This is a genomic window from Solirhodobacter olei, assembly GCF_004010155.1.
Lineage (GTDB): Bacteria > Pseudomonadota > Alphaproteobacteria > Rhodobacterales > Rhodobacteraceae > Solirhodobacter > Solirhodobacter olei.
Genome location: NZ_RRYH01000008.1, coordinates 147823 through 172592, shown reverse-complemented (window position 1 = coordinate 172592; position 24770 = coordinate 147823). Strand labels below are relative to the sequence as shown.

General features: G+C 69.0%; 27 protein-coding genes. 15 read left to right on the top strand and 12 right to left on the bottom strand.

What is annotated here, in order from left to right; genetic code table 11:
• The 4 genes from EIP85_RS07905 to EIP85_RS07890 form a co-directional block, all read left to right on the top strand.
• Positions 1 to 448: fasciclin domain-containing protein (locus tag EIP85_RS07905; protein WP_164871670.1), on the top strand; the 448-nt coding region annotated here is incomplete at its 5' end.
• 57 nt (positions 449 to 505) lie between these two features.
• Positions 506 to 1351: a cytochrome b/b6 domain-containing protein gene (locus EIP85_RS07900; protein WP_127901627.1), complete on the top strand. Its 846-nt coding sequence runs from the start codon at positions 506 to 508 to the stop codon at positions 1349 to 1351.
• Positions 1352 to 2128: a molybdopterin-dependent oxidoreductase gene (locus EIP85_RS07895; RefSeq protein WP_127901626.1), complete on the top strand. Its 777-nt coding sequence runs from the start codon at positions 1352 to 1354 to the stop codon at positions 2126 to 2128.
• Positions 2121 to 2534: a DoxX family protein gene (locus EIP85_RS07890; RefSeq protein ID WP_338325342.1), complete on the top strand. Its 414-nt coding sequence runs from the start codon at positions 2121 to 2123 to the stop codon at positions 2532 to 2534. Before EIP85_RS07895 ends, EIP85_RS07890 begins: the two co-directional genes overlap by 8 nt.
• 52 nt (positions 2535 to 2586) lie before the next feature.
• On the opposite strand, the gene EIP85_RS07885 is transcribed toward EIP85_RS07890, so the two are convergent.
• A complete protein-coding gene (locus EIP85_RS07885) occupies positions 2587 to 3444 on the bottom strand; it encodes a YHYH protein (protein WP_127901625.1) in 858 nt (285 codons plus the stop codon).
• A 327-nt stretch (positions 3445 to 3771) separates the two neighbouring features.
• Between EIP85_RS07885 and EIP85_RS07880 the strand changes: the two genes are divergently transcribed.
• The 3 genes from EIP85_RS07880 (at position 3772) to EIP85_RS07870 (ending at position 7115) form a co-directional block, all read left to right on the top strand.
• The gene (locus EIP85_RS07880) at positions 3772 to 4845 is read left to right on the top strand and encodes a helix-turn-helix transcriptional regulator (RefSeq protein WP_164871669.1); all 1074 of its coding nucleotides are present in this window, start codon (positions 3772 to 3774) and stop codon (positions 4843 to 4845) included.
• Between the two features lie 174 nt (positions 4846 to 5019).
• A complete protein-coding gene (locus tag EIP85_RS07875) occupies positions 5020 to 5691 on the top strand; it encodes a response regulator transcription factor (protein WP_127901623.1) in 672 nt (223 codons plus the stop codon).
• Positions 5688 to 7115 carry a sensor histidine kinase N-terminal domain-containing protein gene (locus EIP85_RS07870; protein WP_127901622.1) on the top strand — a complete coding sequence of 476 codons (1428 nt, stop codon included), beginning with the start codon at positions 5688 to 5690 and terminating at the stop codon, positions 7113 to 7115. The genes EIP85_RS07875 and EIP85_RS07870 overlap by 4 nt, the downstream gene beginning before the upstream one ends.
• Here the strand turns inward: EIP85_RS07870 and EIP85_RS07865 are convergent.
• The 7 genes from EIP85_RS07865 to EIP85_RS07835 form a co-directional block, all read right to left on the bottom strand.
• Positions 7082 to 8083 carry an ABC transporter substrate-binding protein gene (locus EIP85_RS07865; RefSeq protein ID WP_127901621.1) on the bottom strand — a complete coding sequence of 334 codons (1002 nt, stop codon included), beginning with the start codon at positions 8081 to 8083 and terminating at the stop codon, positions 7082 to 7084. The two genes, EIP85_RS07870 and EIP85_RS07865, sit on opposite strands and share 34 nt — an antisense overlap.
• Before the next feature lie 126 nt (positions 8084 to 8209).
• Positions 8210 to 9262 carry an ABC transporter substrate-binding protein gene (locus EIP85_RS07860; protein WP_127901620.1) on the bottom strand — a complete coding sequence of 351 codons (1053 nt, stop codon included), beginning with the start codon at positions 9260 to 9262 and terminating at the stop codon, positions 8210 to 8212.
• Positions 9263 to 9323: 61 nt separating this feature from the next.
• A complete protein-coding gene (locus EIP85_RS07855) occupies positions 9324 to 10211 on the bottom strand; it encodes an ABC transporter permease (RefSeq protein ID WP_127901619.1) in 888 nt (295 codons plus the stop codon).
• Positions 10208 to 11110 (bottom strand): ABC transporter ATP-binding protein, encoded by a 903-nt coding sequence (locus EIP85_RS07850; protein WP_206615479.1) that lies wholly within the window; start codon positions 11108 to 11110, stop codon positions 10208 to 10210. The genes EIP85_RS07855 and EIP85_RS07850 overlap by 4 nt, the downstream gene beginning before the upstream one ends.
• Before the next feature lie 161 nt (positions 11111 to 11271).
• Positions 11272 to 12363, bottom strand: a complete 1092-nt coding sequence (locus tag EIP85_RS07845) for a methylglyoxal synthase (protein WP_127901618.1) — start codon at positions 12361 to 12363, stop codon at positions 11272 to 11274.
• A 61-nt stretch (positions 12364 to 12424) separates the two neighbouring features.
• Positions 12425 to 13711, bottom strand: a complete 1287-nt coding sequence (gene arsJ / locus EIP85_RS07840; protein WP_277749291.1) for an organoarsenical effux MFS transporter ArsJ — start codon at positions 13709 to 13711, stop codon at positions 12425 to 12427.
• 55 nt (positions 13712 to 13766) lie between these two features.
• Positions 13767 to 14624, bottom strand: coding sequence for an arsenate reductase/protein-tyrosine-phosphatase family protein (locus EIP85_RS07835; protein WP_127901617.1), 858 nt, complete (start codon positions 14622 to 14624; stop codon positions 13767 to 13769).
• A gap of 259 nt (positions 14625 to 14883) precedes the next feature.
• On the opposite strand from EIP85_RS07835, the gene EIP85_RS07830 reads away from it, so the two are divergent.
• From EIP85_RS07830 to EIP85_RS07815, 4 genes are all read left to right on the top strand, one after another.
• Positions 14884 to 15330 carry a MarR family winged helix-turn-helix transcriptional regulator gene (locus EIP85_RS07830; RefSeq protein WP_127901616.1) on the top strand — a complete coding sequence of 149 codons (447 nt, stop codon included), beginning with the start codon at positions 14884 to 14886 and terminating at the stop codon, positions 15328 to 15330.
• Positions 15331 to 15416: 86 nt separating this feature from the next.
• Positions 15417 to 15980: an isochorismatase family protein gene (locus tag EIP85_RS07825; RefSeq protein WP_127901615.1), complete on the top strand. Its 564-nt coding sequence runs from the start codon at positions 15417 to 15419 to the stop codon at positions 15978 to 15980.
• Positions 15977 to 16306, top strand: a complete 330-nt coding sequence (locus EIP85_RS07820) for a hypothetical protein (RefSeq protein ID WP_127901614.1) — start codon at positions 15977 to 15979, stop codon at positions 16304 to 16306. Before EIP85_RS07825 ends, EIP85_RS07820 begins: the two co-directional genes overlap by 4 nt.
• Before the next feature lie 5 nt (positions 16307 to 16311).
• Positions 16312 to 17772: a DHA2 family efflux MFS transporter permease subunit gene (locus EIP85_RS07815; protein ID WP_127901613.1), complete on the top strand. Its 1461-nt coding sequence runs from the start codon at positions 16312 to 16314 to the stop codon at positions 17770 to 17772.
• Between the two features lie 18 nt (positions 17773 to 17790).
• On the opposite strand, the gene EIP85_RS07810 is transcribed toward EIP85_RS07815, so the two are convergent.
• The 4 genes from EIP85_RS07810 to EIP85_RS07795 form a co-directional block, all read right to left on the bottom strand.
• Positions 17791 to 18123, bottom strand: a complete 333-nt coding sequence (locus tag EIP85_RS07810; RefSeq protein WP_127901612.1) for a chaperone modulator CbpM — start codon at positions 18121 to 18123, stop codon at positions 17791 to 17793.
• Positions 18120 to 19064, bottom strand: coding sequence for a DnaJ C-terminal domain-containing protein (locus tag EIP85_RS07805; RefSeq protein ID WP_127901611.1), 945 nt, complete (start codon positions 19062 to 19064; stop codon positions 18120 to 18122). Before EIP85_RS07805 ends, EIP85_RS07810 begins: the two co-directional genes overlap by 4 nt.
• Positions 19065 to 19243: 179 nt before the next feature.
• Positions 19244 to 20809, bottom strand: coding sequence for a 5-guanidino-2-oxopentanoate decarboxylase (locus EIP85_RS07800; RefSeq protein ID WP_127901610.1), 1566 nt, complete (start codon positions 20807 to 20809; stop codon positions 19244 to 19246).
• Between the two features lies 1 nt (position 20810).
• Entirely contained in the window at positions 20811 to 21455 is a 645-nt protein-coding gene (locus tag EIP85_RS07795; RefSeq protein WP_127901609.1) for a TetR/AcrR family transcriptional regulator, read from the bottom strand.
• A gap of 115 nt (positions 21456 to 21570) precedes the next feature.
• Here EIP85_RS07795 and EIP85_RS07790 point away from each other — a divergent pair, with 115 nt between their 5' ends.
• From EIP85_RS07790 to EIP85_RS07775, 4 genes are all read left to right on the top strand, one after another.
• Positions 21571 to 22374: an ABC transporter ATP-binding protein gene (locus EIP85_RS07790; protein WP_127901608.1), complete on the top strand. Its 804-nt coding sequence runs from the start codon at positions 21571 to 21573 to the stop codon at positions 22372 to 22374.
• Positions 22375 to 22405: 31 nt separating this feature from the next.
• Positions 22406 to 23179 carry a transporter substrate-binding domain-containing protein gene (locus EIP85_RS07785; protein WP_127901607.1) on the top strand — a complete coding sequence of 258 codons (774 nt, stop codon included), beginning with the start codon at positions 22406 to 22408 and terminating at the stop codon, positions 23177 to 23179.
• A 98-nt stretch (positions 23180 to 23277) separates the two neighbouring features.
• Positions 23278 to 23943 (top strand): ABC transporter permease, encoded by a 666-nt coding sequence (locus EIP85_RS07780; protein ID WP_422067206.1) that lies wholly within the window; start codon positions 23278 to 23280, stop codon positions 23941 to 23943.
• Positions 23940 to 24728, top strand: a complete 789-nt coding sequence (locus EIP85_RS07775; RefSeq protein ID WP_127901605.1) for an ABC transporter permease — start codon at positions 23940 to 23942, stop codon at positions 24726 to 24728. The genes EIP85_RS07780 and EIP85_RS07775 overlap by 4 nt, the downstream gene beginning before the upstream one ends.
• The last annotated feature ends 42 nt before the right edge of the window (positions 24729 to 24770 follow it).

Below are 24770 nucleotides of genomic sequence, written 5' to 3'. Positions count from 1 at the left end.
CAAGAACATCATCCAGAACGCGGTGAACTCCAAGGATCACACCACCCTCGTTGCCGCGGTGAAGGCCGCGGGCCTCGTCAAGACGCTGGAGGGCAAGGGCCCGTTCACCGTCTTCGCTCCGACCAACGAGGCCTTCGCGAAGCTGCCGAAGGGCACCGTCGCCACGCTGCTGAAGCCCGAGAACAAGGCCAAGCTTCAGAAGATCCTCGAATGTCACGTGGCGAAGGGGGACGAGACCGCGGCCAAGATCGAGGCGATGGCCAAGGCGCATGGCGGCATGGCCAAGATCGAGACGCTCGGCGGCTGCACGCTTGAGGCGATGATGAAGGGCGGCCACCTCTACCTGAAGGACCAGAACGGCGACACGGCCAAGGTCACGATCCCCGACGTGATGCAGTCGAATGGCGTGATCCACGTGATCGACACCGTGATGCTGCCGAAGAGCTGAGGCAGGCGATGGGGCTGTCCGGCAACGGGCAGCCCTCCAAGATAAGGGAGGCCCGCCATGCGAGAGACCGAGCTGAAACAGCCTGGCGAGGTGATCCGGCGGCACGGGCCGTGGACACGCATCACGCACTGGCTCTGGGCAATCTGCGTGTTCTTCCTGCTGCTGTCGGGGCTGCAGATCTTCAACGCCCACCCGGCGCTCTACCTCGGCCGGCAATCCGGGATGTCTCAGGGGTTCGACAATGCGGTTCTCAGGATCGGCGCGGAAGGCGGGCAGGGCGCCGCGCCGCTCAGGGGGGTCACGCAGGTCTTCGGCCGCGATCTCGACACCACCGGCGTGCTGGGGCTGAGCGGACCTGACGGCGCGCAGCAGGCACGCGCCTTCCCGGCCTGGGCCACGATTCCGTCAGAGCAGGACCTGGCGACCGGGCGGGTGGTGCATTTCTTCTTCGCCTGGCTGCTGGTGGCGACGCTGGCGGTCTGGGCGTTGGCCAGCCTTCTGAACGGTCATCTTCGCCGCGACATCTGGCCCGGGCGGCGTGATCTGCGCGGTCTCGGGGCCGACATCCGCGCCCATCTCGGCGGGCCGCTGCCGCACGGGCGGCGCTACAGCCCGCTGCAGCGGCTGACCTATTTCGTGGTCCTCGCCGGGCTTTTCCCGCTGATGATCCTGACAGGGCTGACGATGTCGCCGGGAATGGACGCGGCCTGGCCCTGGCTTCTCGACCTCTTCGGCGGGCGGCAGACGGCGCGCAGCCTGCATTTCCTGGGCATGCTCCTGATCGTGTCCTTCTTCGTCGTCCACATCGTCATGGTGCTAGCGGCCGGGCCACTGAACGAGATGCGCTCGATGCTGACCGGGCGCTATCGGATCCGCGGCCACGCCGCGGCAGAGGAGGAATAGATGGAACGCCGCACCCTTCTGCGCCTCGGGGCGGGTACGCTGGCCAGCCTGTCGCTGACGGGCTGCAAGACCTTCGACTTTCTGTCGAACCCGGATGACCCGGCGCGCGACGTGCTGATCTCGGCCAACCGGCTGACCGAACGAGCCCAGCGCCTGCTCCAGGGCCGCGACGCGCTGGCCCGGACCTATACGGAGGCCGACATCCGTCAGCCGATGCGGCCGAACGGCTCCACCGACCCGCAGGCCGCCGATTATCTTGCGCTGAAAAAGGCAGGGTTCGCGGATTACCGGCTGACCCTCGGGGGCGCGGTCGAGACGCCGCTCACGCTGTCGCTGGCCGACATCAAGGCAATGCCGCAGCAGACCCAGATCACCCGGCACGACTGCGTCGAGGGCTGGTCCTGCATCGCCAAATGGAAGGGTGTGCGCCTGTCGCACCTGCTCGACCGGGCGAGGGTGAAGCCCGCGGCGCGCTACGCCGTGTTTCACTGTTTCGACGCGCTCACCACCGGGTTGAGCGGTCCGCAGTATTACTACGAAAGCATCGACCTGCGATCGGCCCGCCACCCGCAGACGATCCTCGCCTGGTCGATGAACGGCGCGCCCCTGCCGGTTGCCAACGGCGCGCCGCTGCGCCTCCGGGTAGAGCGTCAGCTGGGCTACAAGATGGCGAAATACATCAAGTCGATCACGCTGGTGCCGGATTTCGCGGGGATCCGCGGCGGCAAGGGCGGGTATTGGGAGGATCGCGGCTATGAGTGGTATGCCGGTGTCTGAGCGCGTGTCCGACCGGATGCGGGACGTCGTGAACCTCGTCGGCCGGCTGCTGCTGGCCTTCCTGTTTCTCGCCGGGGCGATTCAGAAGGTCGTCGATCCGGCGCCGGTGGCGCAGATGATCGGCTGGCTCGGCCTTCCGGGCTGGCTTGTCTGGCCGGTGGCCGCCTTCGACCTCGCCGCGGCGGTGGGGCTGGTGCTGGGGCCGGGCGTCGCCATCTGGGCGGTGGTGATGGCGGGCTACTGCATCTTCACAAGCTGGTTCCACTGGCAGCTGCGCGCCGACCCCTGGCAGGTGACCATCGTGGTCAAGAACTGGTCCCTCGCCGGCGGCCTGCTGGTGCTGGCCGCCGCCGGGCCGGGCCGCTATGCGCTCGGCCGGCGGGCGGGGACCCGCCCGCGCGGCTGAACCCGCGCCCCCCTCCGGGCCGCCACGGTGCGCACCCGGACGAGCGGCCGGATCATCTTGTCCGGATCGGCGTGCCCCGGAAGCAGCCGATCGAGTAGGGATACTCGTCGGTCATCACGTAGTGATAGATGCGCGTGGGCTTGCCGTTCCACATGACCGTGCTCGTGGTCCCATGGCAGGCGTCGAGCTTGGCGTCGGTCATGAGGTGGCCTTTTGCGTCACGCAGCGAATAGATCCCGAACCCGTCAAGCGCGTAGCCGACCAGTTGGGCCTTGCCGTTGATCCCGGGCATGCAGGGGCTGGGCCCGTGATAGTGATACTCGCCGCTCCGCTCCGGATGGCCGTGGCAGCTGTCCTGCACTTCGTGGGCAGGCGCGTCGCGTCCTCCGGCGTCGATGGCATTGAAGATTGCGACGCCGTCAAGCGCGACACCGATCATCCCCATAGGCACGCAGGAGGCGGAAGCCGCCTTCTTCGGATCGGCCGGAACCATCATGTTGATCCGGACGCTCCGCACCGAATTGGGATTGCGGTCATAGTTGTAGGCGGGGTCCGATGAAGAGATCGGGAAGCGCCCCGTCGTGGCTTTCACGGGCAGTCCGTTCCCCGATATCTTGCGCCAGGACGTGCCGTTGCGCGTCACCGTGGAGACCGAGAAACGCGCCGAAGACCAGCTTATGTGACCTTCGACCGAGATCTTGTCACCGGGATACCAGTACTTGCCGTCAATCCAGGGTCCGTCCCGGAAAGCCCCCCGGCCGCTTCCGCGCGTCGGGCAGGACATCAGGTACCCGACCCGGGGTGTCGACGAGATCTTGCCATCGCCGAGAGGTTCCCGCGTGCCGGTATGGGCAAGGGCAGGGGTGGCTGCCATGGCGAACAAGGCGCAGGCTACAAGGATACGGTGCAAGGTTCTCTCCCTTCGGCTTGGTCCGTTTGATCTGGTCTCGGGTGGCGGGACGCATGCCGGTACTCCCGCCACGGCACCGTCCGGATGACGAAAACGCTGGGCGCAAATTAACGGACACGGCCCGTCGATCCATGGACAGACGTCTCAAACGACGCGGTTCAGGGAAATTTCTCGGCCTCGATCCGGCAGGCCCCAAGCCGCCATCCCTGGACCGGCTGTCCGCCCATTCTCGTTCCGTGCTTGTCGTGAAGGGTTCTGCGAGGCTAAAGAGTTGGATGTATTGTCTGGTTCTGGTTGGCGGCGATGGGTCTTGTTCATCAGCGAAAGATGAGCGCCGCGCCGGGCCGTGAACGCCGCCGTGTCGATCTGGCACAGGTTCCGGACAAGGGGTTCGCCCCGCTCAAGTTCAGCCGGACCGACTTTCGGGGCCTTGCCCCCAATCACAGATTCGACGCGCAGCGCGAGCTGCTGCGCCCCTTCTACGATCTGGATCGGCAAACCGGCGCGACCTATGACGGCAGCTGGGACGTATGGCAGCTGGACTGCCTGCTGTTCTCGAAGGCGCGTTTCAACGACCTTGTGTTCGAGCATGTGCCACGCCGGCTGAAGGGACAGGATAACGACTTCCTGCTGGTCGAAACCTACCTGACGGGAAGCGGCCAAGGTCGCGCGGGGGACCTCGATACCGCTCATCGTGCCGGCTCGGTCCAGATCATCGACATGTCCCGGGCCTTCGTGAACGCGACGGCCGGGGTCTCCACCGTCGGCGCGCTCATCCCGCATGCGGCAATCGGCTACGATCGTTCGCGGCATGCCCAGTTCATGTCCGTGCCGGCAGATACCGCCACAGGGCGTGTCCTGCACAGCGCGCTCCTCGGACAGTTTCACAAGCTTGACGGCATGAGCCAGGCCGATGCCGCAGACGAGGCGCGCCGGTTTGCGGCCGTGGTCGCCGCCCTGACGATTTCGCCCCGGACCTGCCACCGGTCGGAGGCGTGCCTGAAGGCGCTTCGCCTGTCCATCGAAGGCTTCATCGAGGCACGGCTCGACCGTGCGGGCTGGGGCGTGAAGGACATCTGCGCCGCCTTCGACCTGTCCCGCGCCGGCCTCTATCGCCTGTTTCCCGAAGAAGGAGGCGTCGCGACCTTCATCCGCATGCGCAGGCTCGAACGCGCGGTGCGCGACCTCGCAACGCAACCGCAGGCGCGGGGCCGGGTCTCGGCGGTGGCAGAGCGGTGGGGCTTCTGTGACGCGGGGCACCTGCACCGGTTGATCAAGGAGCACTTCGGGGAAACCCCCTCGTCTCTCGGGGGCACGCGCATCATCGCGTCGGCCGAGGTCCCCCATGAGGATGTCCTTGCGGGGTGGTTCGGCAAGTTCTCTGAAACCGGCCTGGGGTGAGACATCTGCCCGCGAAGGATGCCGCAACGCGCCCCGCACCGATTGCGCGTCGTACCGGCGCCGGTCCCGCCGCATCCGCGGACGGCCTGCAACCGGGGCTAATTTCGGGGCCCGGCACGTCGGGGCGCTTGACCCGCCTCCTGCACCGGCCGAGGGTCGGCTGGGAGGAACCGGATGCGCCTACTGATCGTCGAGGATAACCTGAACCTGGCCGAATGGCTCGCCCGCCTCCTCCGGCGGGATGCCTATGTGGTCGACACCGTCCCGGACGGGGAGACGGTTCTGCAGGGGGTCGACGCGGACCTCTACGATCTCGCCATCGTCGATCTCGGCCTGCCCGGCATTGGCGGGATCGAGGTTGTCCGCCATCTCCGCAAGACAGGCTGCGAGGCGCCGATCCTGATCCTGACCGCCGAGGAGGCGGTGAAAAGCCGCGTCGCCGGGCTGGATGCCGGCGCCGACGACTATGTCACCAAACCCTTCGAGGTCGAGGAGCTGGAGGCCCGCATTCGCGCGCTCCTGCGCCGCCGGAAGGCGCCGGTCAGCCAGACGCTCAGCTTCGGCCCGCTCTCCTTTGACGAGGGGGCCCGGCTCTTCAGTCTCGCCGGGGCGCCGCTCGCCCTGTCGCGCCGGGAGCATACGATCCTCGAAACCCTGATCCGCCGCGCCGGCATGGCCGTCAGCAAGGAGGCGCTGCTCGAGGCGACCTATGGCTTCGAGGAAGACGTAAGCCCCTCCGCGATCGAGGTCGTTGTCCACCGCCTCCGCCGCAAGCTGGAGGGCACGCCCGTCTCCATCGCGACGCTGCGCGGCTTCGGATACATCCTGCGGCAGGACGCCCAATGACCCCGTCGCCCCGCGCGACCTGGAGCCTCCGGCTCAACCTCATGGCCTGGCTGGCCGTGCCGATGGTGTTGGTGCTGGCGGCGAGCCTCTGGCTCTCCTATCGCACGGCCTGGCGGCAGGCGATGCTGTTCATGGACCGCGACCTCACCTCCTCGGCCCGCATGATCGCAGAGGAAGTGCGCTACCGGGAGGGTGCGGTGGGCGTGGTCATCCCGCCGGCGGCGCTGGAGATCTTCGCCAGCGATGCACATGACGAGGTCGCCTATGCCGTCTTCGACGACAAGGGCGTGCTGATCGCGGGGTTCCCCGGCCTGACGCCCCCCTCCCGCAAGCCGACCGATGGCCGGGTCGAGGGCTTCGATACGATGTTCCGAACGGAAGCCATGCATGCCGTCTCCCTCCGCCAGCCGGTGATCACCCCGGACGGGATCTCCAGCGTTTCGGTCACGGTGGGCGAGACGCTGAAGGCGCGCGACGCGCTGGTGCGGGCGCTCTGGCTGCGCGGTTTCATCGAGCAGGCGGCGCTGATGCTCGCCGCGGCGATCTCGATCTGGTTCGGCATCACGGTGGAGCTGCGGCCGATCCTGCGCCTCCGCCGCGCCGTGCTCGACCGCCCGCCGCAGTCGGTGGAGCCCTTCGACCCGGGCGAGGTGCAGCAGGAACTCCAGCCCCTCGTTACCGCGGTGAATGATCACATGGCCCGCCTCGGCGCCTATCTCGACCGGCAGCAGCGCTTCCTCGACGGGGCCGCGCACCAGATGCGCACCCCGCTCGCGATCCTGAAGACCCAGATCGGCGTCGGCCGCCGCAGCAAGTCCGATGCGCAGGTCCGCGAGGTGCTCGACAAGATCGACCAGAGCGTGAGCTCGATGACGCGGGTGACGAACCAGCTTCTCACCCTTGGCCGCGTCGAATACGAACGCGCCCGGCCCGCCGCGGGACCCGTGGATATGCGCGAGCTTTTGCGCGCCGTTGTGGCCGATATCGCGCCCCGGGCTCTCGATTGCGGCGTTGACCTGGCCCTGGAAGCCGAGACGCCCTGCACCGTCGCCGCGAACGAGCTTCTGGTTCGCGAGATGGTCGTGAACCTCGTCGACAACGCCATCCAGCACGCCGGCCGGGGCGCCGTGGCGACCCTCTCGGCCGAGGTCGCGGACGGCATGGGCGTGATCACCGTGCGCGACAACGGCCCCGGCGTTCCCCGCGCCGAGCGCGAGCGGCTCTTCAGCCGGTTCCGCCGTGGCCGCAGCGCCGGCGCCGGGGGAAGCGGGCTCGGCCTCACCATCGTCGCCGAGATCGCCGAGATGTCGGGCGGCAAGGTCGAGCTTCCCGAGGTGCCGGGCGGCAACGGCTTTGCGGTGGCGGTGACCCTGCCGCTCTGGCAGGAGGATCAGGGCACGGCGTCGACGAACCTGGTGGTATAGGTCCGCGCAAGGTCGATCGTGTTGGGCCGCACCCCCGGCATGAACCGTGAAAGCACGCCAAGCACCGTCTTGGGTCCGTCCTTCGGCATCCGCCCGTCCGGCGTGAACATCTCCTTGCCCGCGGCGAGGGCCGAGACATACATTGCCCGCCCGCCGGCGAAGTAATCGCTGGGCATATGGTCGGCGATCTCCTCGGCACTGTGATCCGCGATGTAGTGCAGCGTCTTCACCAGCGCGTTGGCGAGCTTCTGCACCGTCTCCGGGTGGGTCTCGACCCAGCTCGTCTCCATGTAGAGGCAGGCGGCAGGGTAGGGCCCGCCAAGCGCCGCCTCCGTCCCCTTCACGGTGCGCAGGTCCACCAGCACCCGCGCCTTGCCCGAGCTGACCAGCCGGGCCACCGTCGGCTCCGTCGTCATCGCCGCCTGGATCTGGTCCTTGTTCAGCGCCGCGATCAGCGTGTCGCCCGCCCCGACCGGCACGGGCGTCACGTCGAAGAGCTTCAGCCCCGCCTTCACCAGCAGGAACTCGGTCAGGAAATCCGTGGAGGAGCCGAGGCCCGTGACCCCGACGTGGTGCCCTTTCAGATCCGCGATCGAGCGGATCTCGGGGTGCTTGTTCGACACCAGCTCCACCTCCCCCGGAACGCGGGAGAACTGGACGACCGATTCCGTGTATTTGCCGAGACTCTGAAGCTGGATGTTGTGGTCGTAAAAACCGATCACGCCCTGTACTGCGCCGGCCAGCATCTCGTCCGCCGCCTCGACGCCCGCGGGTTCCGACAGCAACCGGACGTCCAGCCCCTCGTCGGCGAAATACCCCAGCCTGTCGGCCAGCACGACCGGCAGATAAATCTGCTTCTCGGCACCGCCGACCATCAGCGAGACCGTCTCCGCCCTCGCGGCCATCCCGAGAAGCACCCCCGCGATCGCGCATGCGACGCCAAGGCGCCTCCGCCAGGTCAGCGGCATCCGTTTCCTCCCTCGGCCCTCACCAGTGGCTTTGCGCCATCTTCATACTGCATGTCCGGGCGCCCGTAGTCGAGCGCCCGGACACGTCTTGCAACGGGCCGGACAAGCCGGCCCGCAGGGGAGAACTCAGTTCAGGTGTTCCGCCTTGATCGCCGCTTCCACGTACTTGTTGGTGTAGGTGTTGGCGAGGTCGACCTTGATGCCCTTGATCTTGCCGGCAGCCTTCTCGACGTTATAGACCGTCTGCGGCCCGTTCTTCGGCATGATCCCGAGACCATCGAGGTTGAACTGGCCCCAGTCCGTCTTCAGCGCCTTGATGTATTCGGCCTTCGAGGTCAGCTGGTTGGAGACGAAATCGGTCGGCAGTTCATTGGCGACATCCGCCGCGGTGTGATGCTTCATCCAGTTCAGCGTCGCCACAAGCGCGTCGACGACGGCCTGGGTTTCCTTCGGATGCTTCTTCACCCAGTCAGCCCGCGCCAGAACGCTGGAGGCCGGGAAGTCGCCGCCAAGCCACTTCTGCACGCCCGCACCGGTCGAAAGATCGATCGCCGAATAGCCGACGCCGAGCTTCTCGATCGCGTTCACCGTCGGCTGCGAGGTCATCCCGCAGACCGCTTTGCCGAACTTCAGCGCGGCGATCATCGTCTGGCCGGCGCCAGCGGCGATCTTGGTGTAGTCCTTCGAGGTCAGCCCGGCGCGCGCCGAAACATAGCTCGTCAGGTCGTCGGTGCCGGAACCGAGGTCGGTCACGCCGACATGCTTGCCCTTCCAGTCGGCCGGCGATTTGATGTTGGAGCCGGTCTTGCACATGATCCGCTCACCCGGCGCCACGCCGAGCTGGATGATGTCGATGACGTCCTTGCCCTTCTGCTGGAAGTCGATCGTGTGGACATACCAGGCGCCGGCCATGGCCACCTGACCCGAAACCATCGCGTCCTCGGCCCCGACGCCACCGGCCTGCTCGGTCGAGAGCTTCATGTTGATGCCATACTTCTTGTAGAAGCCCAGGCGCTGAGCCAGTTCGTAGTAGAGGTAGATCTGCTTGTCGATGCCGCCGACCATCATGGTCACGGTCGGCATGGTCTCGGCCGACACCGGGGCCGAGAGCATCGCCGCGCTCGGCACGGCAATCGCCGTGGCAAGGGCGAGAGAGCTCGCGAGTTTCGTCAGTTTCATAGGATACCTCCTCCGTTTCATCCAGGACTGGATTGGTTTGGGCCGCCGGTTCTCTTGCCGGTCAAAGACCCTGAATAGTGCTGTCGCCATTGCCCTTCGGCTGCCAGGCGAGAAGACGCTTCTCCAGCTTGGCCATCACCCATTCGGCCGAGAGCGCCAGCAGCCCGATCACCAGCATCGCGCCGAAGACGCCGTTCGCGTCGAAGGTGTTCTGCGCGGTTGCGATGACGAGGCCGAGGCCCTTCTCCGAGCCGAGGAACTCGCCCACGATCGCCCCGATGATCGAGAAGCCGAGGGCGACGTGCAGGCTCGCGATGATCCAGGTCATGGCCGAGGGGAAGACGACGTGGCGCACCACCTGCAGCCGTGAGGCGCCGAGGATGCGGGCGTTGGAAATCAGGTTGCGGTCGACGCTGCGCACGCCCTGGAAGGCGTTGAAGAAGACCACGAAGAACACCAGAACGGCGGCCAGCAGCACCTTCGACGGCAGCCCGAGCCCGAGCCACATCACGAAGATCGAGCCCAGCACGATCCGCGGCAGCGCGTTGACGATCTTGATATAGGGCCCGAAGACATCGGCCAGATAGGGGATCTCGCCCAGGGCCACGCCGCAGATGATGCCGCTGACCACGCCGACGATGAAGCCGAGGATCGATTCCTCCAGCGTCACCCAGATCTGCAGCCAGAACGACCCGTAGGCGGTGCCGTTCAGCATCCAGTCGTAAAGCCGCACGACGATGCCCCAGGGCGAGCCGAAGAAGAACGGGTCGATCACCCCGGTCAGGGCGGCGACCTGCCAGCCGGCGACAATGACGAAGAGCACCGTCACCTGGCCGAGGATCACCTCGCGCTTGCGTTTCTGGACCCGCGCGCGGGCTGCTGCGGCCAGCGTCGCTTCGTCCGAGGCGGCGGCCATGCCGGCGCCCGTGGAAAGGGCTTCGGCGCTCATACCCGGCCTCCTGCTGCTTGGGCCCGGTCCGCGGTGCGCGACGTGCGGGCATAGGCTTCGTCAACTTCCTCGCGCAAGGCCTCCCAGATCTGCTGGTAAAGCTCGAGGAAACGCTTGTTGAACCGGATCGACTGCACGTCGCCGCGCGGGCGCGGCAGGTCGATCTCGAACTCGGCCTTTACCGTGCCGGGGCCGGCGGTGATCACTACCACCTTGTCGGCCAGCCCGATCGCCTCTTCCAGGTCGTGGGTGACGAAGATCACCGAGGGCTTCTGCCGGTCCCAGAGGGTCAGCAGTTCGTTCGACATGATCGCCCGGGTCTGCACGTCCAGCGCCGAGAACGGCTCGTCCATCAGCAGCATCGAGGGCTCGTTGATGAGCGCGGCCGCAAGGCTCACCCGCTTGCGCATCCCGCCCGAAAGCTGGTGGGGATAGTGCTGCTCGAACCCGGCGAGTCCGACGGTCCGCAGCCAGTCGCGGGCCCGTTCCTTTGCCTCGGCCTTGTTCATGCCGCGGAACATCGGCCCCAGGGCCACGTTGTCCAGCACCGGCTTCCACGGCAGCAGCGCGTCGCTCTGGAAAACGAAGCTCGCCCCCTTGGTGATCCCGGTCACCGGCTCGCCGGAGACCCGGACGCTGCCGGCCGAGGGCATCTCCAGCCCCGCCGCCAGCGTCAGCGTCGTCGACTTGCCGCAGCCTGTCGGCCCGACGACGGCGCAGAACTGCCCCGGTTCGACGGTCAGCGTCACGTCGCGGATCGCGGTCATTGCCGCGCCCGTCGGCGTCACGAAGCGTTTTGTCACATTGCGGAGCTCAACGCCGCCTGCACCATCGGTGCGGGTGGCAGAGCCCTGGCGCCCGCTCGCCATCGGCGCGGGCGCGGGTCCGGTATCGGTCACGCGTCATCCTCCCTTGCCGCGGCCCCGACGTGGTCTGACCGCGGATCTCGGGAACCCTTGTAGCGGGCGCAGCTTTCAACTGCCTTTCAACTGACGCTCGGCGCAGACTTCTTCTCAGCGGCCGGGTCCCGGCCCTGCAAGGCTGCCGAAAAACAGGGGGGTCAGCCCTCTCCCGCCTGGCCCTGCCCGCGCGTCAGCAGCGCCGCCGCAAGCGTATCCGCCGCCGAGGGGCTGAAGGCGATCGGCGTGTCGTGCATGATCGCGAGTCGCGTCAGCGCCTGCAGGTCGACGTCGCTGCCATGCGGTGCGGAGGGCTCGGCGAAGAAGATCACCGCGTCGAGCTCGCCGGTCGCGATCAGCGCGCCAAGCTGCTGGTCGCCGCCGCGCGCGCCGCGCTGAAGCCGGCGCACCTGCAGCCCCGGCGCCGCCGCGCGGATCATCGCGCCGGTGCCGCCCGTGCAGATCAGCCGGTGGCCCGCAAGGGCCCTGGCGTGCCGCAGCACCCAGGCCCGCAGATGTGCCTTGCGCTCGTCATGCGCGACCAGCGCCAACCGCCGCGGCGCGGTCGAGCGGCTGCGCGCCCGGGCGGTGATGTCGAGGATCGCCCGGACCTGCGCGGCAAAGCCCGCGCCCTCGGCCGGGAAGGCGCCGGCAAGCGCCGCGGTGCCGACGGTGAAGCCCGCCGCCCCGGCCGCCGCCGCCGCCTCCACCCGCGCCGCGCTGTCGATGCTGCCGGCCATGATCACCGGCTTTGCCACCGCCGCGCAGGTTGTCCGCATCAGCTCCGGCACGTCGCCGCCGAAGCGGTAGGCGAGCAGGTCGAGCCCGTGCACATGCTCCAGATCCGCCAGCCGCCGGGCCGAGGCGGCGATTTCCTCTGCGCTGCCCTCCAGCACGCTCGGATGGCCGGTGATGCGCCCCGGGAAGGGATAGTAGCGCAGCGGATGGTCGCGGGTGATCTCCGTCACCTCCGCCGCCCGCGTGCCGCCAAGCAGGCAGTCCACGTCCAGGTCCACCGCCGCGCGGGCGGAGGCCAGTTCGCTTGCCGCATCGAGGCTGACCACCTCGAGGTAGGACCGTCCGCCGGAGGCGCGGATCGTCTCGGCCAGCCCGCGCAGTTCGGCGAAAGGCAGGCCCACGTCCTTGAAGCCGATATGGCGGACGCCGCCCTCCAGTGCCTCCTCCAGCCGGGCGGCGGCGTCGGGAATGGTGCGGTCCGCCGCGGTGAGCATCAGGATGAAGTCGAAAGCCATGCTGCCGCGTCCTTCTCTGGCCCGGGTCCTGCCTTGGTGGTTGTCGTCCTTGGCCGCGCTGTCAAGCGGCTTGGCCGGTATCGCCAGCGCGCCGGCCGAGCGAGAGCCAGCTGAGCCCCGCCAGCGCGCCCGCCGTGGCGAGGCAGAGCGGCAGCCCGCCCAGCTGGTAGCTCAGACCCGACAGCAGCGTGCCCAGAAGGCGGCCCGCGGCATTGGACATGTAGTAGAACCCCACGTCCATCGTCACCCGCTCGGCGCTGGTGAAGGCGAGGATCAGGTAGGAATGGAGCGAGGAATTCACCGCGAAGACGAAGCCGAAGAGAAGAAGCCCAAGCGCGAGCACCAGCGTCAGCCCGTCGGACGGAGCGCCTCCGACGGCCGCGAGGACGGCAAGCGCAAGGGGGATCAGCGTCAGCCCGCCCACCCAGCGCCGGGCGGCGGCGGCGATCTCGGGCTCCGGGCGGTCGCGCGCGCGCAGGAGCCTCGGCGCAAGCGCCTGTACCGCGCCATAGCCGATCACCCAGAGCGCCATGAACCCGCCGACAAGGAAGAAGGCAAGCCGGTGCCCCGCCGCCGTTCCGTCGGACAGTGCGGCCTCGAAATAGACCGGGATGCCGACGACGAACCAGACATCCCGCGCGCCGAAAAGGAACAGCCGCGCGGCGGAAAGGCGGTTGATGCGCGGATCGCGCGAGAAGACCTCGCCGAAGCGCGCGCCCTTCTTCCCGGCGGGCAGGCCGGGCGGCATGAAGAGCGCGGCGGCCAGCAGGATCGCGGCCAGCGCCAGCGCCATCGCGCAGATCGCGGGCCTGAACCCCACGCCCGCCAGCAGCGCCGCGCCGAGGAAGAAGCCCACCCCCTTCACCGCGTTCTTCGATCCGGTCAGCACCGCAACCCAGCGGAACAGCCCGCCCTCCGCGCCCGGCGCCAGCAGCTTGACCGCGCTCTTGGAGGACATCTTCGTCAAGTCCTTGGCCACGCCCGACAGCGCCTGCGCCGCCATCACATAGGCGACGGAGGCGGCGATCCCCCAGCCCGGATCGAGCCGCGCCAGCGCTGCCAGCGCGGCCACCTGCAGCGCGAGCCCGGCGTAAAGCGTCGCCGTCAGACCGAAGCGCAGCGCCAGCCAGCCGGCGGAAAGGTTCGTCGCGATCCCGGCCACTTCGTAGCCCAGGAACAGCCAGGCGATCTGGATCGGCGTGAAGCCGAGCCGGTCGAAGTGCAGCAGCACCAGCATCCGCAGCGCGCCATCCGACAGCATGAAGGCCCAATAGGCCGCCGTCACCGTCGCATAGGCGGCCAGCGCGCCGGGGCGGGCCGGGCCGGGGTCCCGCGCGGGCGCGCTCACGGCGACCCCGCCACCGGCCTGCGTGTCCGGCCGGCGCCGTTGACCGCGGTCCGGGTCATGCCGTGTCTCCATCCGTCTCGCCGCGCCCGATCCCGTCCAGCCGGTGCTGCAGCGCGACCCGTTCCAGCGCCGACACCGGCAGGGCGACGAAGGCGGCGATGCGGCGGTTGAGCGCGCCATAGCTCCGCGCGAAGGCGATCGCGCGCTCGGTGTCCGTCCCGTCGGCGCGGGTGGGATCGGGCAGGCCCCAATGGGCGGTGATCGGCTGGCCCGGCCAGGCCGCGCAATCCTCGTGCGCGGCGGTGTCGCAGACGGTGAAGACGAAATCGAAGACGGGCGCGCCGGGCCGGCGGAACTCCGACGCGGGCTTGGGGCGCAGGCGCGAAAGGTCGTGCCCGTTCCGCCTCAGCACCTCGACGGCCATCGGGTGCAGCCCGCCGCGCGGCTGCGTGCCGGCGGACCAGGCGGAGAAGCGGCCCGCGCCCAGCTCCGCCAGAATCGCCTCGGCGAAGATCGAGCGGGCGGAATTGCCCGAGCAGAGGAAGAGCACGTTGAACCGGCGCGGCGCGGCGGTGTTGGCCGCCTCGGGGGCGGGGGCGGGGGCGGGGGAGGGCAGGCAGAGATCCGGCCGCCCGCGGCAGCAGTCGGCCAGGAAATACCCGATCAGCCCGGCCGTGCCGCCCAGATCAGCGGCATAGAGGACGCAGCGCCCCTCCCGCTCCGCCCGGATCAGCCCGGCCTGCGCCAGGGCCTTGAGGTAGACCGAGGCGGTGTTCGCCTTCAGCCCCAGCGCCCCGGCGATCTCTCCGGCCACGACGCCCTGCGGCGCATGGCGCATGAGAAGCCGGAAGACGGCGAGGCGCCCCTCGTGGCCGAGGGTGGCGAAGGCGGTGGAGGCGGCTGACGATTCCATGAATCATGAATAATGGAATCGTCTAGCGCTCCCTAATGAAGGTTTTGCAACGGCCCCGCCCGGCGCCTCAGCGGATTCGCGGCCCGGCGGGATCGAAGGCCAGCGCGCGGTTGTCGTCTGCCTTCACCGTCAGCAGGCCGCCACCGGCGAGGTCAAGGGCCGGGGCGCGCGGCCGGGGCGGGGAGGGGACGGACGCCGGTCACGGAAATATTAGACAGTCTAACTTGCAAGTTAGGCTGTTGAGATATACCCCCGCCCCATGACCGATCTCACCGACCCCGCCCTGCCGCTCGATATCGCGGTGACAGAGCTCTCGCTCGCCATCGGCCAGCTCCTGCGCCGGCTGCGGGCGGAATCGAACCCAGACGGCCTGACCTGGTCGCAGACCTCCGCCCTCGCGCGGCTGCAGGCCGCCGGGCCGACGACCACGGCCGATCTCGCCCGCGCAGAAGGGGTGAAGCCGCAGTCCATGGGCGCCACCCTGGCCGAGCTGGAGCGTGACGGGCTCGTCGCCCGCCAGCCGCATCCGACCGATGGCCGCCAGGTTCTCTTCGCGCTGACGGCAGAGGGGATCGAGGCCCGCCGAAAGCGCAGCGCCGCCAAGCAGAAATGGCTCGTCGCCGCGCTGGAGGAGCTGTCGCCGGAGGATCGCGCGCTGCTCTTCTCCTCGATCGGCCTGATCCGGCGGCTGGGCGAGGCCGGATAGACCCGCGCCCCCGGGCGCGTCGCCCCGGGTCCCGCGCGGCGGGACCCAACCCGAGGTTACATCACAGACACCGGAAGGATTTCCCCGTGACCGTCACCACACTCGACCCCAGCACCGCGCTAATCGTCATCGACCTGCAGAAGGGCATCGTGGCCCTGCCCACCGCCCATCCGGTGGCGGGCGTCATCGCCAATGCCAGCGCCCTGGCCCGGGCCTTCCGCGCCAGGGGCCTGCCGGTCGTGCTGGTCAATGTCGACGGCATCCCCCCTGGCCGGACCGAGCAGCAGCGCCGCTTCGGCGACCTTCCCGCCGACTGGGCCGAGCTGATCCCCGAACTCGACCGCCAGCCCGGCGACATCCTGGTGACGAAGAAGACCCCGGGCGCCTTCACCCGCACCGATCTCGACGCGCGGCTGAGGGCCGAGGGCGTCACACAAGTCGTCGTCGTGGGCGTGGCCACCAGCATCGGCGTCGAGGTCACCGCCCGCCAGGCCTTCGAACTGGGCTACAACGTCACGCTGGCCTCCGATGCGATGACCGACCTCGCCGCCGACGCACATGACTGGTCGCTCGCCCGCGTCTTCCCGCGGATCGGTGAGTCCGGCACCACCGCCGAGGTGATCGCGCTCATGGAGGGGGAGGCGGCATGACCCCGCTTGCCGATCTGGCCTATCTCTTCGGCGGCGTCTTCCTGACCAATGGGATCCCGCATTTCGTCAGCGGCGTCACCGGGCGCCCGTTCCAGAGCCCCTTCGCCACGCCGCCGGGGGAGGGGCTCTCCTCGGCCACGATCAACGCCCTCTGGGGCTTTGCGAATTTCTTCGTGGCCTATCTGCTCATCATCCGGGTTGGCCGGTTCGATCTTCATGCGCCCGACAATGCGCTGGCCTTCGGGATCGGCGTGCTGGCGATGGGGGTGATCTCCGCCCGGCTCTTCGGCCGCTTCCACGGTGGCGACCTCGCCGGGAAGGACTGACCCGAATGACCCGGCGCGACAGCGACAGCGCCGCGACGCGGACGGAGACGGGGCGCGGGACGGCCGAGGGGCAGGCGGCGGCGGAGGACCGGCTCGATCCCGCCGTCTGGAAGATCGCCGGCGTCGCGCTTTTCGGCGGCCTTCTGGCGCAGCTCGACGCGACCATCGTCAACGTCTCGCTCTCGAGCCTCGCCACCGACCTCCATTCCAGCCTCGCCACCGTGCAATGGGTGACCAGCGGTTACCTGCTGGCGCTGACGCTGGTCTTGCCGCTGAACGGCTGGCTGGTCGACCGGATCGGCGCCAGGGCGGTCTACCTGTGGTGTTTCGCCGGCTTCACCGCAACCTCCGCACTTTGCGCGCTGGCCTGGTCGCCGGGCTCGCTCATCGCCTTCCGCGTGCTGCAGGGGGTCAGCGGCGGGCTGCTGGCACCGATGGCGCAGATGATGATCGCGCGCGCGGCGGGGCGGCACATGGCGCGGGTGGCGGGCTACATGGCCTTCCCCGTGCTCCTCGCCCCGGTCTTCGGCCCGGTGATCGCGGGGGCGATCCTGCAATACGCTTCATGGCGCTGGCTGTTCCTGGTGAACCTGCCAGTCGGGCTGCTGGCCTTCACGCTGGCCACCCTCTTCCTGCCGCGCGACACGGAGGAGGCGCAGCCGCGCCGGCTGGACTGGACCGGGCTCCTCCTGCTGTCGCCCGGGCTTGCGCTGTTCCTGTTCGGCGCGGGGCGGATCGGGCAGGGGCTGGGGCAGGCCGCGGTCGCCCTGGGGCTGGCGATGATGGCGGGGTTCGTCGCCTCCGCCCGGCGCAAGGGCGACGGCGCGCTGGTCGACATCCAGCTGTTCCGGGGGCGGACCTTCTCCGCCGCCGTCACCACCCAGTTCCTGTCGAACGGCGCGCAGTTCGCCGGCCAGATGCTGATCCCCGCCTTCCTGATCGAGGCCTGCGGCCGCGCGCCGGGCCAGATGGGCTGGATGCTTGCCCCGATCGGGCTGGGGATGATGGTGACCTATCCGCTGATGGGGCGGCTGACCGACCGATTCGGGATCCGCGCCGTCTCCACCGGCGGGGCGGGGCTGGCGCTTCTGGCCACGCTGCCCTTCCTCTATCTCGCCCGCGAGGGGCTGAGCCTTTACGTGCTGATGCCCACGCTTTTCCTGCGCGGGCTGGGGATGGCGGGGGTCGGGCTGCCCTCGATGACGGCGGCCTATGCCTCCGTCGAGCAGCGGCAGATCCCGATGGCCACGACCTCGCTCAACATCGTCCAGCGCCTGGGCGGCCCGACGATGACGACGCTTCTGGCCACCTTCCTGGCCTGGCAACTTGGCCCCCATGCGGGCGGCGCGGGCGTGCAACGGGCCTATGGGCTGGCCTTCCTCGCGCTCTGCGCGCTGCAGGCCTGCACCTGCCTTTCCGCCCTGCGCCTCCCCTTGCAACTGGCGGCGAAGGCGAAGCAAGGCTGAGCCGGGGTCCGTGCGGACCTACATCCGTGCGGCGAGCGCATCCCCGATCCGCCGCCGCACGGCTTCCGGCTCGCCGGCGAGGATCTCTGCCAGCGCGTCCAGCTCCGCCTCGGCCCGGTGCAGCCGGTCAACGAGGTCGAGAACGAGGGCCAGCGCATCGTCGGCCAGCTCGAACTCGTCGGAAAGCTCGCAGGCCAGCGTCAGCCGCGCCACGTCGACCTGGCGGAAGCCGCGCCCGCCGGCGGTCTCGACCGGAGAGACGACGCGCGCCCCCACCCAGGCCTCCAGCCGGAGCCGCGTCAGCCGGGGCACGGCGGTCAGGATCTCCTCGCTCGTCAGATGCTCGCTCATGGCATCATCCCCCTGCGCGGGTTCTCGGCGGCGCGCTTGCGCCAGCCCTCCAGGAACTCGGTCAGCTCCGCGTCCGGCTTCGACGGCGCGACGATGGAGAGGGTGACGAGCTGGTCGCCCCGGGCCTCGCCGCCGGGACCCTGGACCCCGCGTCCGCGCAGCCGCAGTACCCGGCCGGAGCTCGCTCCCTTCGGGATCGTCAGGCTCACCGGCCCGTCGATGGTCGGCGCCTCCACCTTGGCTCCGAGCACGGCCTCGTCAATCGTGATCGGCAGCGTCAGCAGGATGTCCGCCCCCTCGCGGCGGAAATGCGGATGCGGCTTGACGGTAAGCGTGATCAGCGCGTCGCCCGCCGGCCCGCCGCCAAGCCCCTCACCGCCCCGGCCGCGCAGGCGCAGCATCTGCCCGTCATAGGCCCCGGCGGGAATCTTCACCTCCAGATTGGCGCCGCCGGGCAGGGTGATGCGCTTGGCGCCGCCGCGCGCGGCCTCGAGAAAGCCGATCTCAAGCGAATAGCGCGCATCCGGCCCCTTGGCCTTGAAGCCGCGCCCGCCGCCTCCGCCGCCCCCCATGCCGCCGAAACCGCCGCGCTGGCGCAGGAAATCGGCGAAGATATCGGCCGGGTCGCCGCCCGGCTCGAAGCCCGGATGGCCGCCCTGGTAGGCATTGCCCGCCTGGCCCGAGAAGTCGCGGTAAAACCGCCGCTCGGGGCGCTCGCGGCCGGTGGCGTCGATCTCGCCCGCGTCGAAGCGGCGCCGGGTCTCGGGGTCCTTGAGCAGGTCATGCGCTGCCGAGGCCGCCTTGAATCGCGCCTCTGCCCGCGCGTCGCCGGGATTGAGGTCGGGGTGGCTCTCGCGCACGATCTTCTTGTAGGCGCGCTTGATCTCCGCGTCGGTCGCGGACTTCGTCAGGCCCAGGGCGGCATAGGGATCGTCGGCCATCGGTGTCTCCTTCTCGGGGCGATCATTCCCGATGGGGCGAGGGAATGCCAGAGCCCGCCATCCCGCCATGATCTGGCGCAAAGAGCGCAATCCCACACCGACAAGGGCCAGGGGCCGTCCGCGGACGGGCGCTGGCCCGGCGGCGCTGCGCGCCTTTGCTCCGGGCCGGGGAAGGACGCTTACCCCGCCTTCACCTCGATCATCCTCGGCCCCTTGCGCGGGGCGCGCAGCGCCGCGGCCAGCGCGTCGGGCGTTGCCGGGATGGTGACGAAGGGCATCCGCGCCGCGGCCGCCATCGGCTCGAAAAGCGGCGGCGTCGGGTCGCAGCCCAGAACCTCGGTGCCGGCGGCCGACATCGCCTCGGCGATCTCGCGATAGCCGTGGTTGTTCCAGACCACGAAGGTCACGTCGACGCCCTCGTCCATCGCCGTCATCAGCTCGGCGAGGCTGAACTGCAGCCCACCGTCCCCGGTCAGGCAGACGACCGGCGCCTGCGGGGCGGCCACGGCCGCCCCGATCGCCGCCGGCGGGCCATAGCCGAGGGCGCCGAAGCCTGTCGCGGCATTGAACCAGCCGCCGGGGCGGTCGTGGTCGTAATAGAGGTTCCCGGCATAGACCGGCTGCGTGCTGTCGCCGACCACGATCGCGCCCGGCAGCGCCGCGCGGATCGCCTCCAGCATCTCCAGCCGCGCGCGGTCCCCGGGCGACAGCTCCGCCCGCGCCGCCTGCCGCGCCGCCTGCGCGCGCCGGACCCCGTCGCCCGCCCGCCCCGTCAGCCCCGCCGCCAGCGCCGCCAGCGCCGCGCCGGCGTCGGCGCAGATCGCGACCCCGGCCGGATGCCGGGCAAGCTGAAGCCCGTCGACATCGATCCGCACCATGGACGACAGATCCGGCAGGCCGCCGCGGCGGTACATGTCGTAATCCGTCAGCCCCAGCTCCGTGCCCACGGCGAGCACTGCATCCGCCTCCGCGATCAGCGCCCGCACCGCCTCCAGGCTCGGGCTCGCCGGCACCACCAGCGGATGGCGGTGCATCAGCCCCCGCGCGTTCGCCGTCTCGACGACCGGCGCATCGAGCGCCTCTGCCACCGCGCGCAGCGCCGCCTCCGCCCGCTTCGCCCCGCCGCCGGCAAGGATCACGGGCCGCTTTGCCCCGCCAAGCCGCGCCACGGCCTCGGCAACGGCCGCCGGATCCGGCGCCGCCGGGGCCGGGACGGCGCCCGGCGCGGGCAGATCGGGGCAGGGCAGCGGCATGACATTCGTCGGCACCTGCAGATGCACCGGCCCGCCGCGCCCCTGAAGCGCGGCAAACCCCGCCTCCAGCGCCGGGGCCAGCGCCGCCGCCTCGCCGATCTCCTCGGCGAAGACGGCCACTGTGCGGGCGAGGGCCAACTGGTCGGGAAGCTCGTGCAGATAGCCGAGCCCGCGGCCCGTGCTCGCCGCCTCGTTCGCGCCCGAGACGACAAGGACGGGCACCGAATCGGCCCGCGCCTGCGCCATCGGCGTCAGCGCATTGGTTAGGCCAGGCCCGGTGATGACGAAGGCCACCCCCGGCTTGCCTGAAATTCGGGCATAGCCGTCCGCCATGAAGGCAGCGGCTCCTTCGTGACGTGGCGTCACATGCCGGATGCCGGACCGCGGCAGCCCGCGGTACAGCTCGATCGTGTGGACGCCGGGAATGCCAAAGACCACCTCCACCCCGCGCGCCTTCAGGCCGCGGACCAGCGCCTCTCCGATGCTTGCCATGTCACTCCTCCAGATAGCGTTCCAGCGGCAGATCCAGCAGCGCCCCGATCTTGGCAACCCCCAGCCGCGCCAGCTCGGCTTCTGTGAATTCTTCACTCAGCACAAGCCCTTCGAGCCAGAGCCCGTCGATCAGCGCGTTGCAGGCGGTGGCCTCGACCCGCAGCCGCGCCGCGTCCGCCGTCCGCCCCTCCGCCGCGAAGGCGGCCTCGATGAGCAGCCGCAATTCCTCGCGAAAGGCGCTGTAGGCGGTGCGATGGACCGCGCGCATCTCCGGATCGCTCTGCACCAGGTGCAGGAACCCGGCCCAGAGCGCGACCTGCCGCGGATCGGTCAGCGGCGGCCTCAGCGCCCGGTCGACGTAGCGAGAGAGCCGGGCAAGAGGGTCCGGCCCAGCCCCCTCCAGCATGGTGCGGTGATCGGCCGTCATCTGCTCCGCGAAGGCCGAATAGGCCGCCGCGATCAGGTCTTCCTTGCGGTGGAAATAATGCCGGATCAGCCCCGGCGTCACGCCGGCGCGATCGGCGATCGCGCGCACCGTTGCCGCCTGCGGGCCGCCCTCCGCGATCAGGTCCAGCGCGGCCGCGATCAGGTCTCCCTGCCGCTGCGCCTCGCCCTCCCGGCGGAATTTCCGCCTGCTTTCAGTCACTTGACGATTATCACGATCATGCGATCAAACCGGGCTCCAACCCGACAATTATACGCTTGCAGAATTATCCGCCCCGGGTGTTAATACAACCAAATTGTGACGGAGAGAGGCCTGGATGGCCGAAGGCACGACGAACGGCACGAAAAACGGGGGCTCATCGGCCCCGCGCGCGGACGCGATCCGCATCCAGGACCTGCACAAGTATTTCGGCCCGCTCGAGGTGCTAAAGGGTGTATCGCTCACCGCCCGCGAGGGCGACGTGGTCGCGATCATCGGCGGGTCTGGTTCCGGAAAATCGACGATGCTGCGATGCATCAACTTCCTTGAAACCCCGACCTCCGGCCGCATCACCATCGGCGGCGAGGAGATCCGGATGAACGCGGATGGCAGCCCCGCCTCCCGCAAGCAGATCGAGAAGCTGCGCCGCAGCCTCGGCATGGTGTTCCAGTCCTTCAACCTCTGGACCCATATGACGGTGATGCAGAACCTGATCGAGGTTCCCGTCCATGTCCTCGGCGTGCCGAAGGAAGAGGCGACCGCCCGGGCCGAGAAGCTTCTCGCCCGCGTCGGGCTTGCCGAAAAGGCCGATGTCTATCCCGCCTTCATGTCCGGCGGCCAGCAGCAGCGCGCCGCCATCGCCCGCGCGCTGGCGATCGAACCGCGCGCGATGCTCTTCGACGAACCGACCTCGGCGCTCGACCCCGAACTGGTGGGCGAGGTGCTGAACGTGATCCGTGGCCTTGCCGACGAGGGGCGCACGATGATCCTCGTCACCCACGAGATGCGGTTCGCGCGGGAGGTTTCCGACCACGTGATCTACCTTTACAACGGGCAGATCGAGGAAGAGGGTCCGCCGGACCAGCTCTTCGGTGACCCGAAATCCGAACGGCTCAAGCAGTTTCTGAAGACCGTGGCCTGACCGGCCCAAGACCAACAGGAAGGACTGAAAAATGAAAAAACAAATTCTGGCGCTGGCCGCGATGGCCGCGGTGGCTGTAAGCGGTGTGGCGCAAGCCAAGACGATCAAGGTCGGCGTTGCCGCCGAACCCTACCCGCCGTTCTCCACGCTCGACAGCTCGGGCAAGTGGTCCGGCTGGGAAATCGACCTGATGCACGCGATCTGCAAGGACCAGCACCTTGACTGCGTCGTCAAGGCGGTGGCCTGGGACGGCATCATCCCGGCGCTGAACGCCGGCCAGATCGACGTCATCATGGCCTCGATGTCGATCACCAAGAAGCGCGAGAAGGTCATCGACTTCTCCAACAAGTACTACGTGACCCCGGCCGCTGTCGTCGCTCCGAAGAGCGCGACTTACAAGGCGACCCCGGAAGGCATGAAGGGCCTGACCATCGGCGTCGAAATCGGCACCACCAACCAGGCCTATGCCAAGAAGTTCTTCGGCAAGACCGCGACGCTGAAGACCTACCAGACCCAGGACCAGGTCGACCAGGACCTCGCCGCCGGCCGGATCGACGCGACCATCGCCGACCAGTTCGCGCTGGAAGGGTTCCTCGCCACGCCGTCGGGCAAGTCCTGCTGCAAGCTCGTGGGCGTGCTGCCCTATGACAACGAGACGCTGGGCACCGGCATCGGCGCCGGCTTCCGCAAGTCGGACAGCAAGCTCCGCGCCGAGTTCAACAAGGGGATCGCGGACGTTCGCAAGAGCGGCGAATACGACAAGATCACCAAGAAGTACTTCAACTTCAACATCTACGGCAACTAAGGCCCGCCGGTATGAACTGGCTGCTCGGGCTGTTTGAACCGGGCCACGCGCTGGGCCTGTTGGCTTATTCCCCCCCCGGTTGGGGGGGGCCTCTTCTGGTGGGCCTTGCGCATACGATGGAAGTGGCCGTCGGCGCCTATATCCTGGGCACCGTGATCGGTGTGATGGGCGCCTACGGCAAGCTTTACGGCGGTCCGGTGACGAAGGACCTCATGGCCGTCTACACCACCTGCGTCCGCGCGATCCCGGAACTGATCGAAATCCTCATTCTCTTCTACCTGGTGCCCGAAGTGGTGAACCAGGTCCTCACCGGCATGGGCTATGGCCGGATCGACCTGCCGCCGATTCTGGTCGGCACGGTGGTCCTCGGCTTCGTCCTCGGGGCCTACATGACCGAGGTCCTGCGCGGCGCGATCCTCGCCGTGCCGCATGGCCAGGTGGAGGCCGCGCGCGCCTATGGCATGAGCGCGCTGCAGGTCGCCCGGCGGGTGACGCTGCCGCAGATGCTGGGCTACGCGCTGCCCGGCATGGCGAACCTCTGGCTGAACCTGACGAAGGACACGGCCCTTCTCGCCGTCATCGGCTTCAACGAGCTGACCGAGACCTCGCTGCAGGCCGGCGGAACGACCAAGGCGTTCATGCTGTTCTTCACCGCCGCCGGGGTTCTTTACATGGTGATCTCCGTCGCCTCCGGTCGGCTCTTCGCTATGGCCGAACGCTGGGCGCGGCGCGGCCAGCCCGGGATCCGGGGGGGCGGCATATGAAGGCCTTCTTCGCGCCGATGATGAAGACCCACCGGCTGGTGCTTCTCGCCCTTGCCGTGGCCTTCTTCGGCTGGCTCTGGTGGACGCTCGACTGGAGCTGGCTGCCCGATTACATCAACAACGGCCTGATCCTCGCCGGGCTCTGGACGACGATCTGGATGCTGGTCGTCAGCTGGGCCGTGGGCCTGTTCCTGGCGATCTGGCTCGGCCTCGCCCAGGCCTCCGGGCCCTGGTACCTGGCGCTGCCCGCCAAGGGCTTCTGCTCCGTCATCCGCGGCACCCCGCTGCTTCTGCAACTCTGGTTCTTTTACTACGGCCTCGGCTCGGTCTTTCCGGAGTTCCCCTGGATCCGCCAGTCCGCGGCGTGGGAGATCCTGCGCCAGTCGTGGCCCTACGCGCTCTTCGCCCTGACGCTGAGCTTCGCGGGCTACGAGGGCGAGGTGATGCGCGGCGCCTTCCTCGGCGTGCCCAAGGGCCAGCTCGAGGCCGCCCGCGCCTACGGCATGTCCCGCGGAACCATCCTGCGCCGGATCTGGCTTCCGCAGGCGATCCGCCGGGTGCTGCCGACCATCGGCGGCGAGACGGTGATGCAGCTCAAATCGACGCCGCTGATCGCCACGATCACGGTGCTCGACCTCTATCAGGTCAGCCTGCACATCCGCCAGGACACCTATATCATCTACCCGCCGCTCCTGCTGCTGGCGCTGACCTACATGGTGATCACCGGCCTGATCGTGCTGCTGTTCCGCATCGTCGAGAATCAGGTGCCCTCCAAGCTCGGCTGACCGCCCCGGCCCGAACAGTGGCGCGCAGCGACGCCGGGCCAG

Bases quoted from the DNA above. Each gene is read 5' to 3' on its own strand.
- EIP85_RS07900 (WP_127901627.1), top strand. From the start codon at position 506: ATGCGAGAGACCGAGCTGAAACAGCCTGGCGAGGTGATCCGGCGGCAC.
- EIP85_RS07895 (WP_127901626.1), top strand. From the start codon at position 1,352: ATGGAACGCCGCACCCTTCTGCGCCTCGGGGCGGGTACGCTGGCCAGC.
- EIP85_RS07880 (WP_164871669.1), top strand. From the start codon at position 3,772: ATGAGCGCCGCGCCGGGCCGTGAACGCCGCCGTGTCGATCTGGCACAG.
- EIP85_RS07875 (WP_127901623.1), top strand. From the start codon at position 5,020: ATGCGCCTACTGATCGTCGAGGATAACCTGAACCTGGCCGAATGGCTC.
- EIP85_RS07870 (WP_127901622.1), top strand. From the start codon at position 5,688: ATGACCCCGTCGCCCCGCGCGACCTGGAGCCTCCGGCTCAACCTCATG.
- EIP85_RS07865 (WP_127901621.1), bottom strand. From the start codon at position 8,083: ATGCCGCTGACCTGGCGGAGGCGCCTTGGCGTCGCATGCGCGATCGCG.
- EIP85_RS07860 (WP_127901620.1), bottom strand. From the start codon at position 9,262: ATGAAACTGACGAAACTCGCGAGCTCTCTCGCCCTTGCCACGGCGATT.
- EIP85_RS07855 (WP_127901619.1), bottom strand. From the start codon at position 10,211: ATGAGCGCCGAAGCCCTTTCCACGGGCGCCGGCATGGCCGCCGCCTCG.
- EIP85_RS07845 (WP_127901618.1), bottom strand. From the start codon at position 12,363: ATGGCTTTCGACTTCATCCTGATGCTCACCGCGGCGGACCGCACCATT.
- EIP85_RS07835 (WP_127901617.1), bottom strand. From the start codon at position 14,624: ATGGAATCGTCAGCCGCCTCCACCGCCTTCGCCACCCTCGGCCACGAG.
- EIP85_RS07830 (WP_127901616.1), top strand. From the start codon at position 14,884: ATGACCGATCTCACCGACCCCGCCCTGCCGCTCGATATCGCGGTGACA.
- EIP85_RS07820 (WP_127901614.1), top strand. From the start codon at position 15,977: ATGACCCCGCTTGCCGATCTGGCCTATCTCTTCGGCGGCGTCTTCCTG.
- EIP85_RS07815 (WP_127901613.1), top strand. From the start codon at position 16,312: ATGACCCGGCGCGACAGCGACAGCGCCGCGACGCGGACGGAGACGGGG.
- EIP85_RS07810 (WP_127901612.1), bottom strand. From the start codon at position 18,123: ATGAGCGAGCATCTGACGAGCGAGGAGATCCTGACCGCCGTGCCCCGG.
- EIP85_RS07805 (WP_127901611.1), bottom strand. From the start codon at position 19,064: ATGGCCGACGATCCCTATGCCGCCCTGGGCCTGACGAAGTCCGCGACC.
- EIP85_RS07800 (WP_127901610.1), bottom strand. From the start codon at position 20,809: ATGGCAAGCATCGGAGAGGCGCTGGTCCGCGGCCTGAAGGCGCGCGGG.
- EIP85_RS07790 (WP_127901608.1), top strand. From the start codon at position 21,571: ATGGCCGAAGGCACGACGAACGGCACGAAAAACGGGGGCTCATCGGCC.
- EIP85_RS07785 (WP_127901607.1), top strand. From the start codon at position 22,406: ATGAAAAAACAAATTCTGGCGCTGGCCGCGATGGCCGCGGTGGCTGTA.
- EIP85_RS07775 (WP_127901605.1), top strand. From the start codon at position 23,940: ATGAAGGCCTTCTTCGCGCCGATGATGAAGACCCACCGGCTGGTGCTT.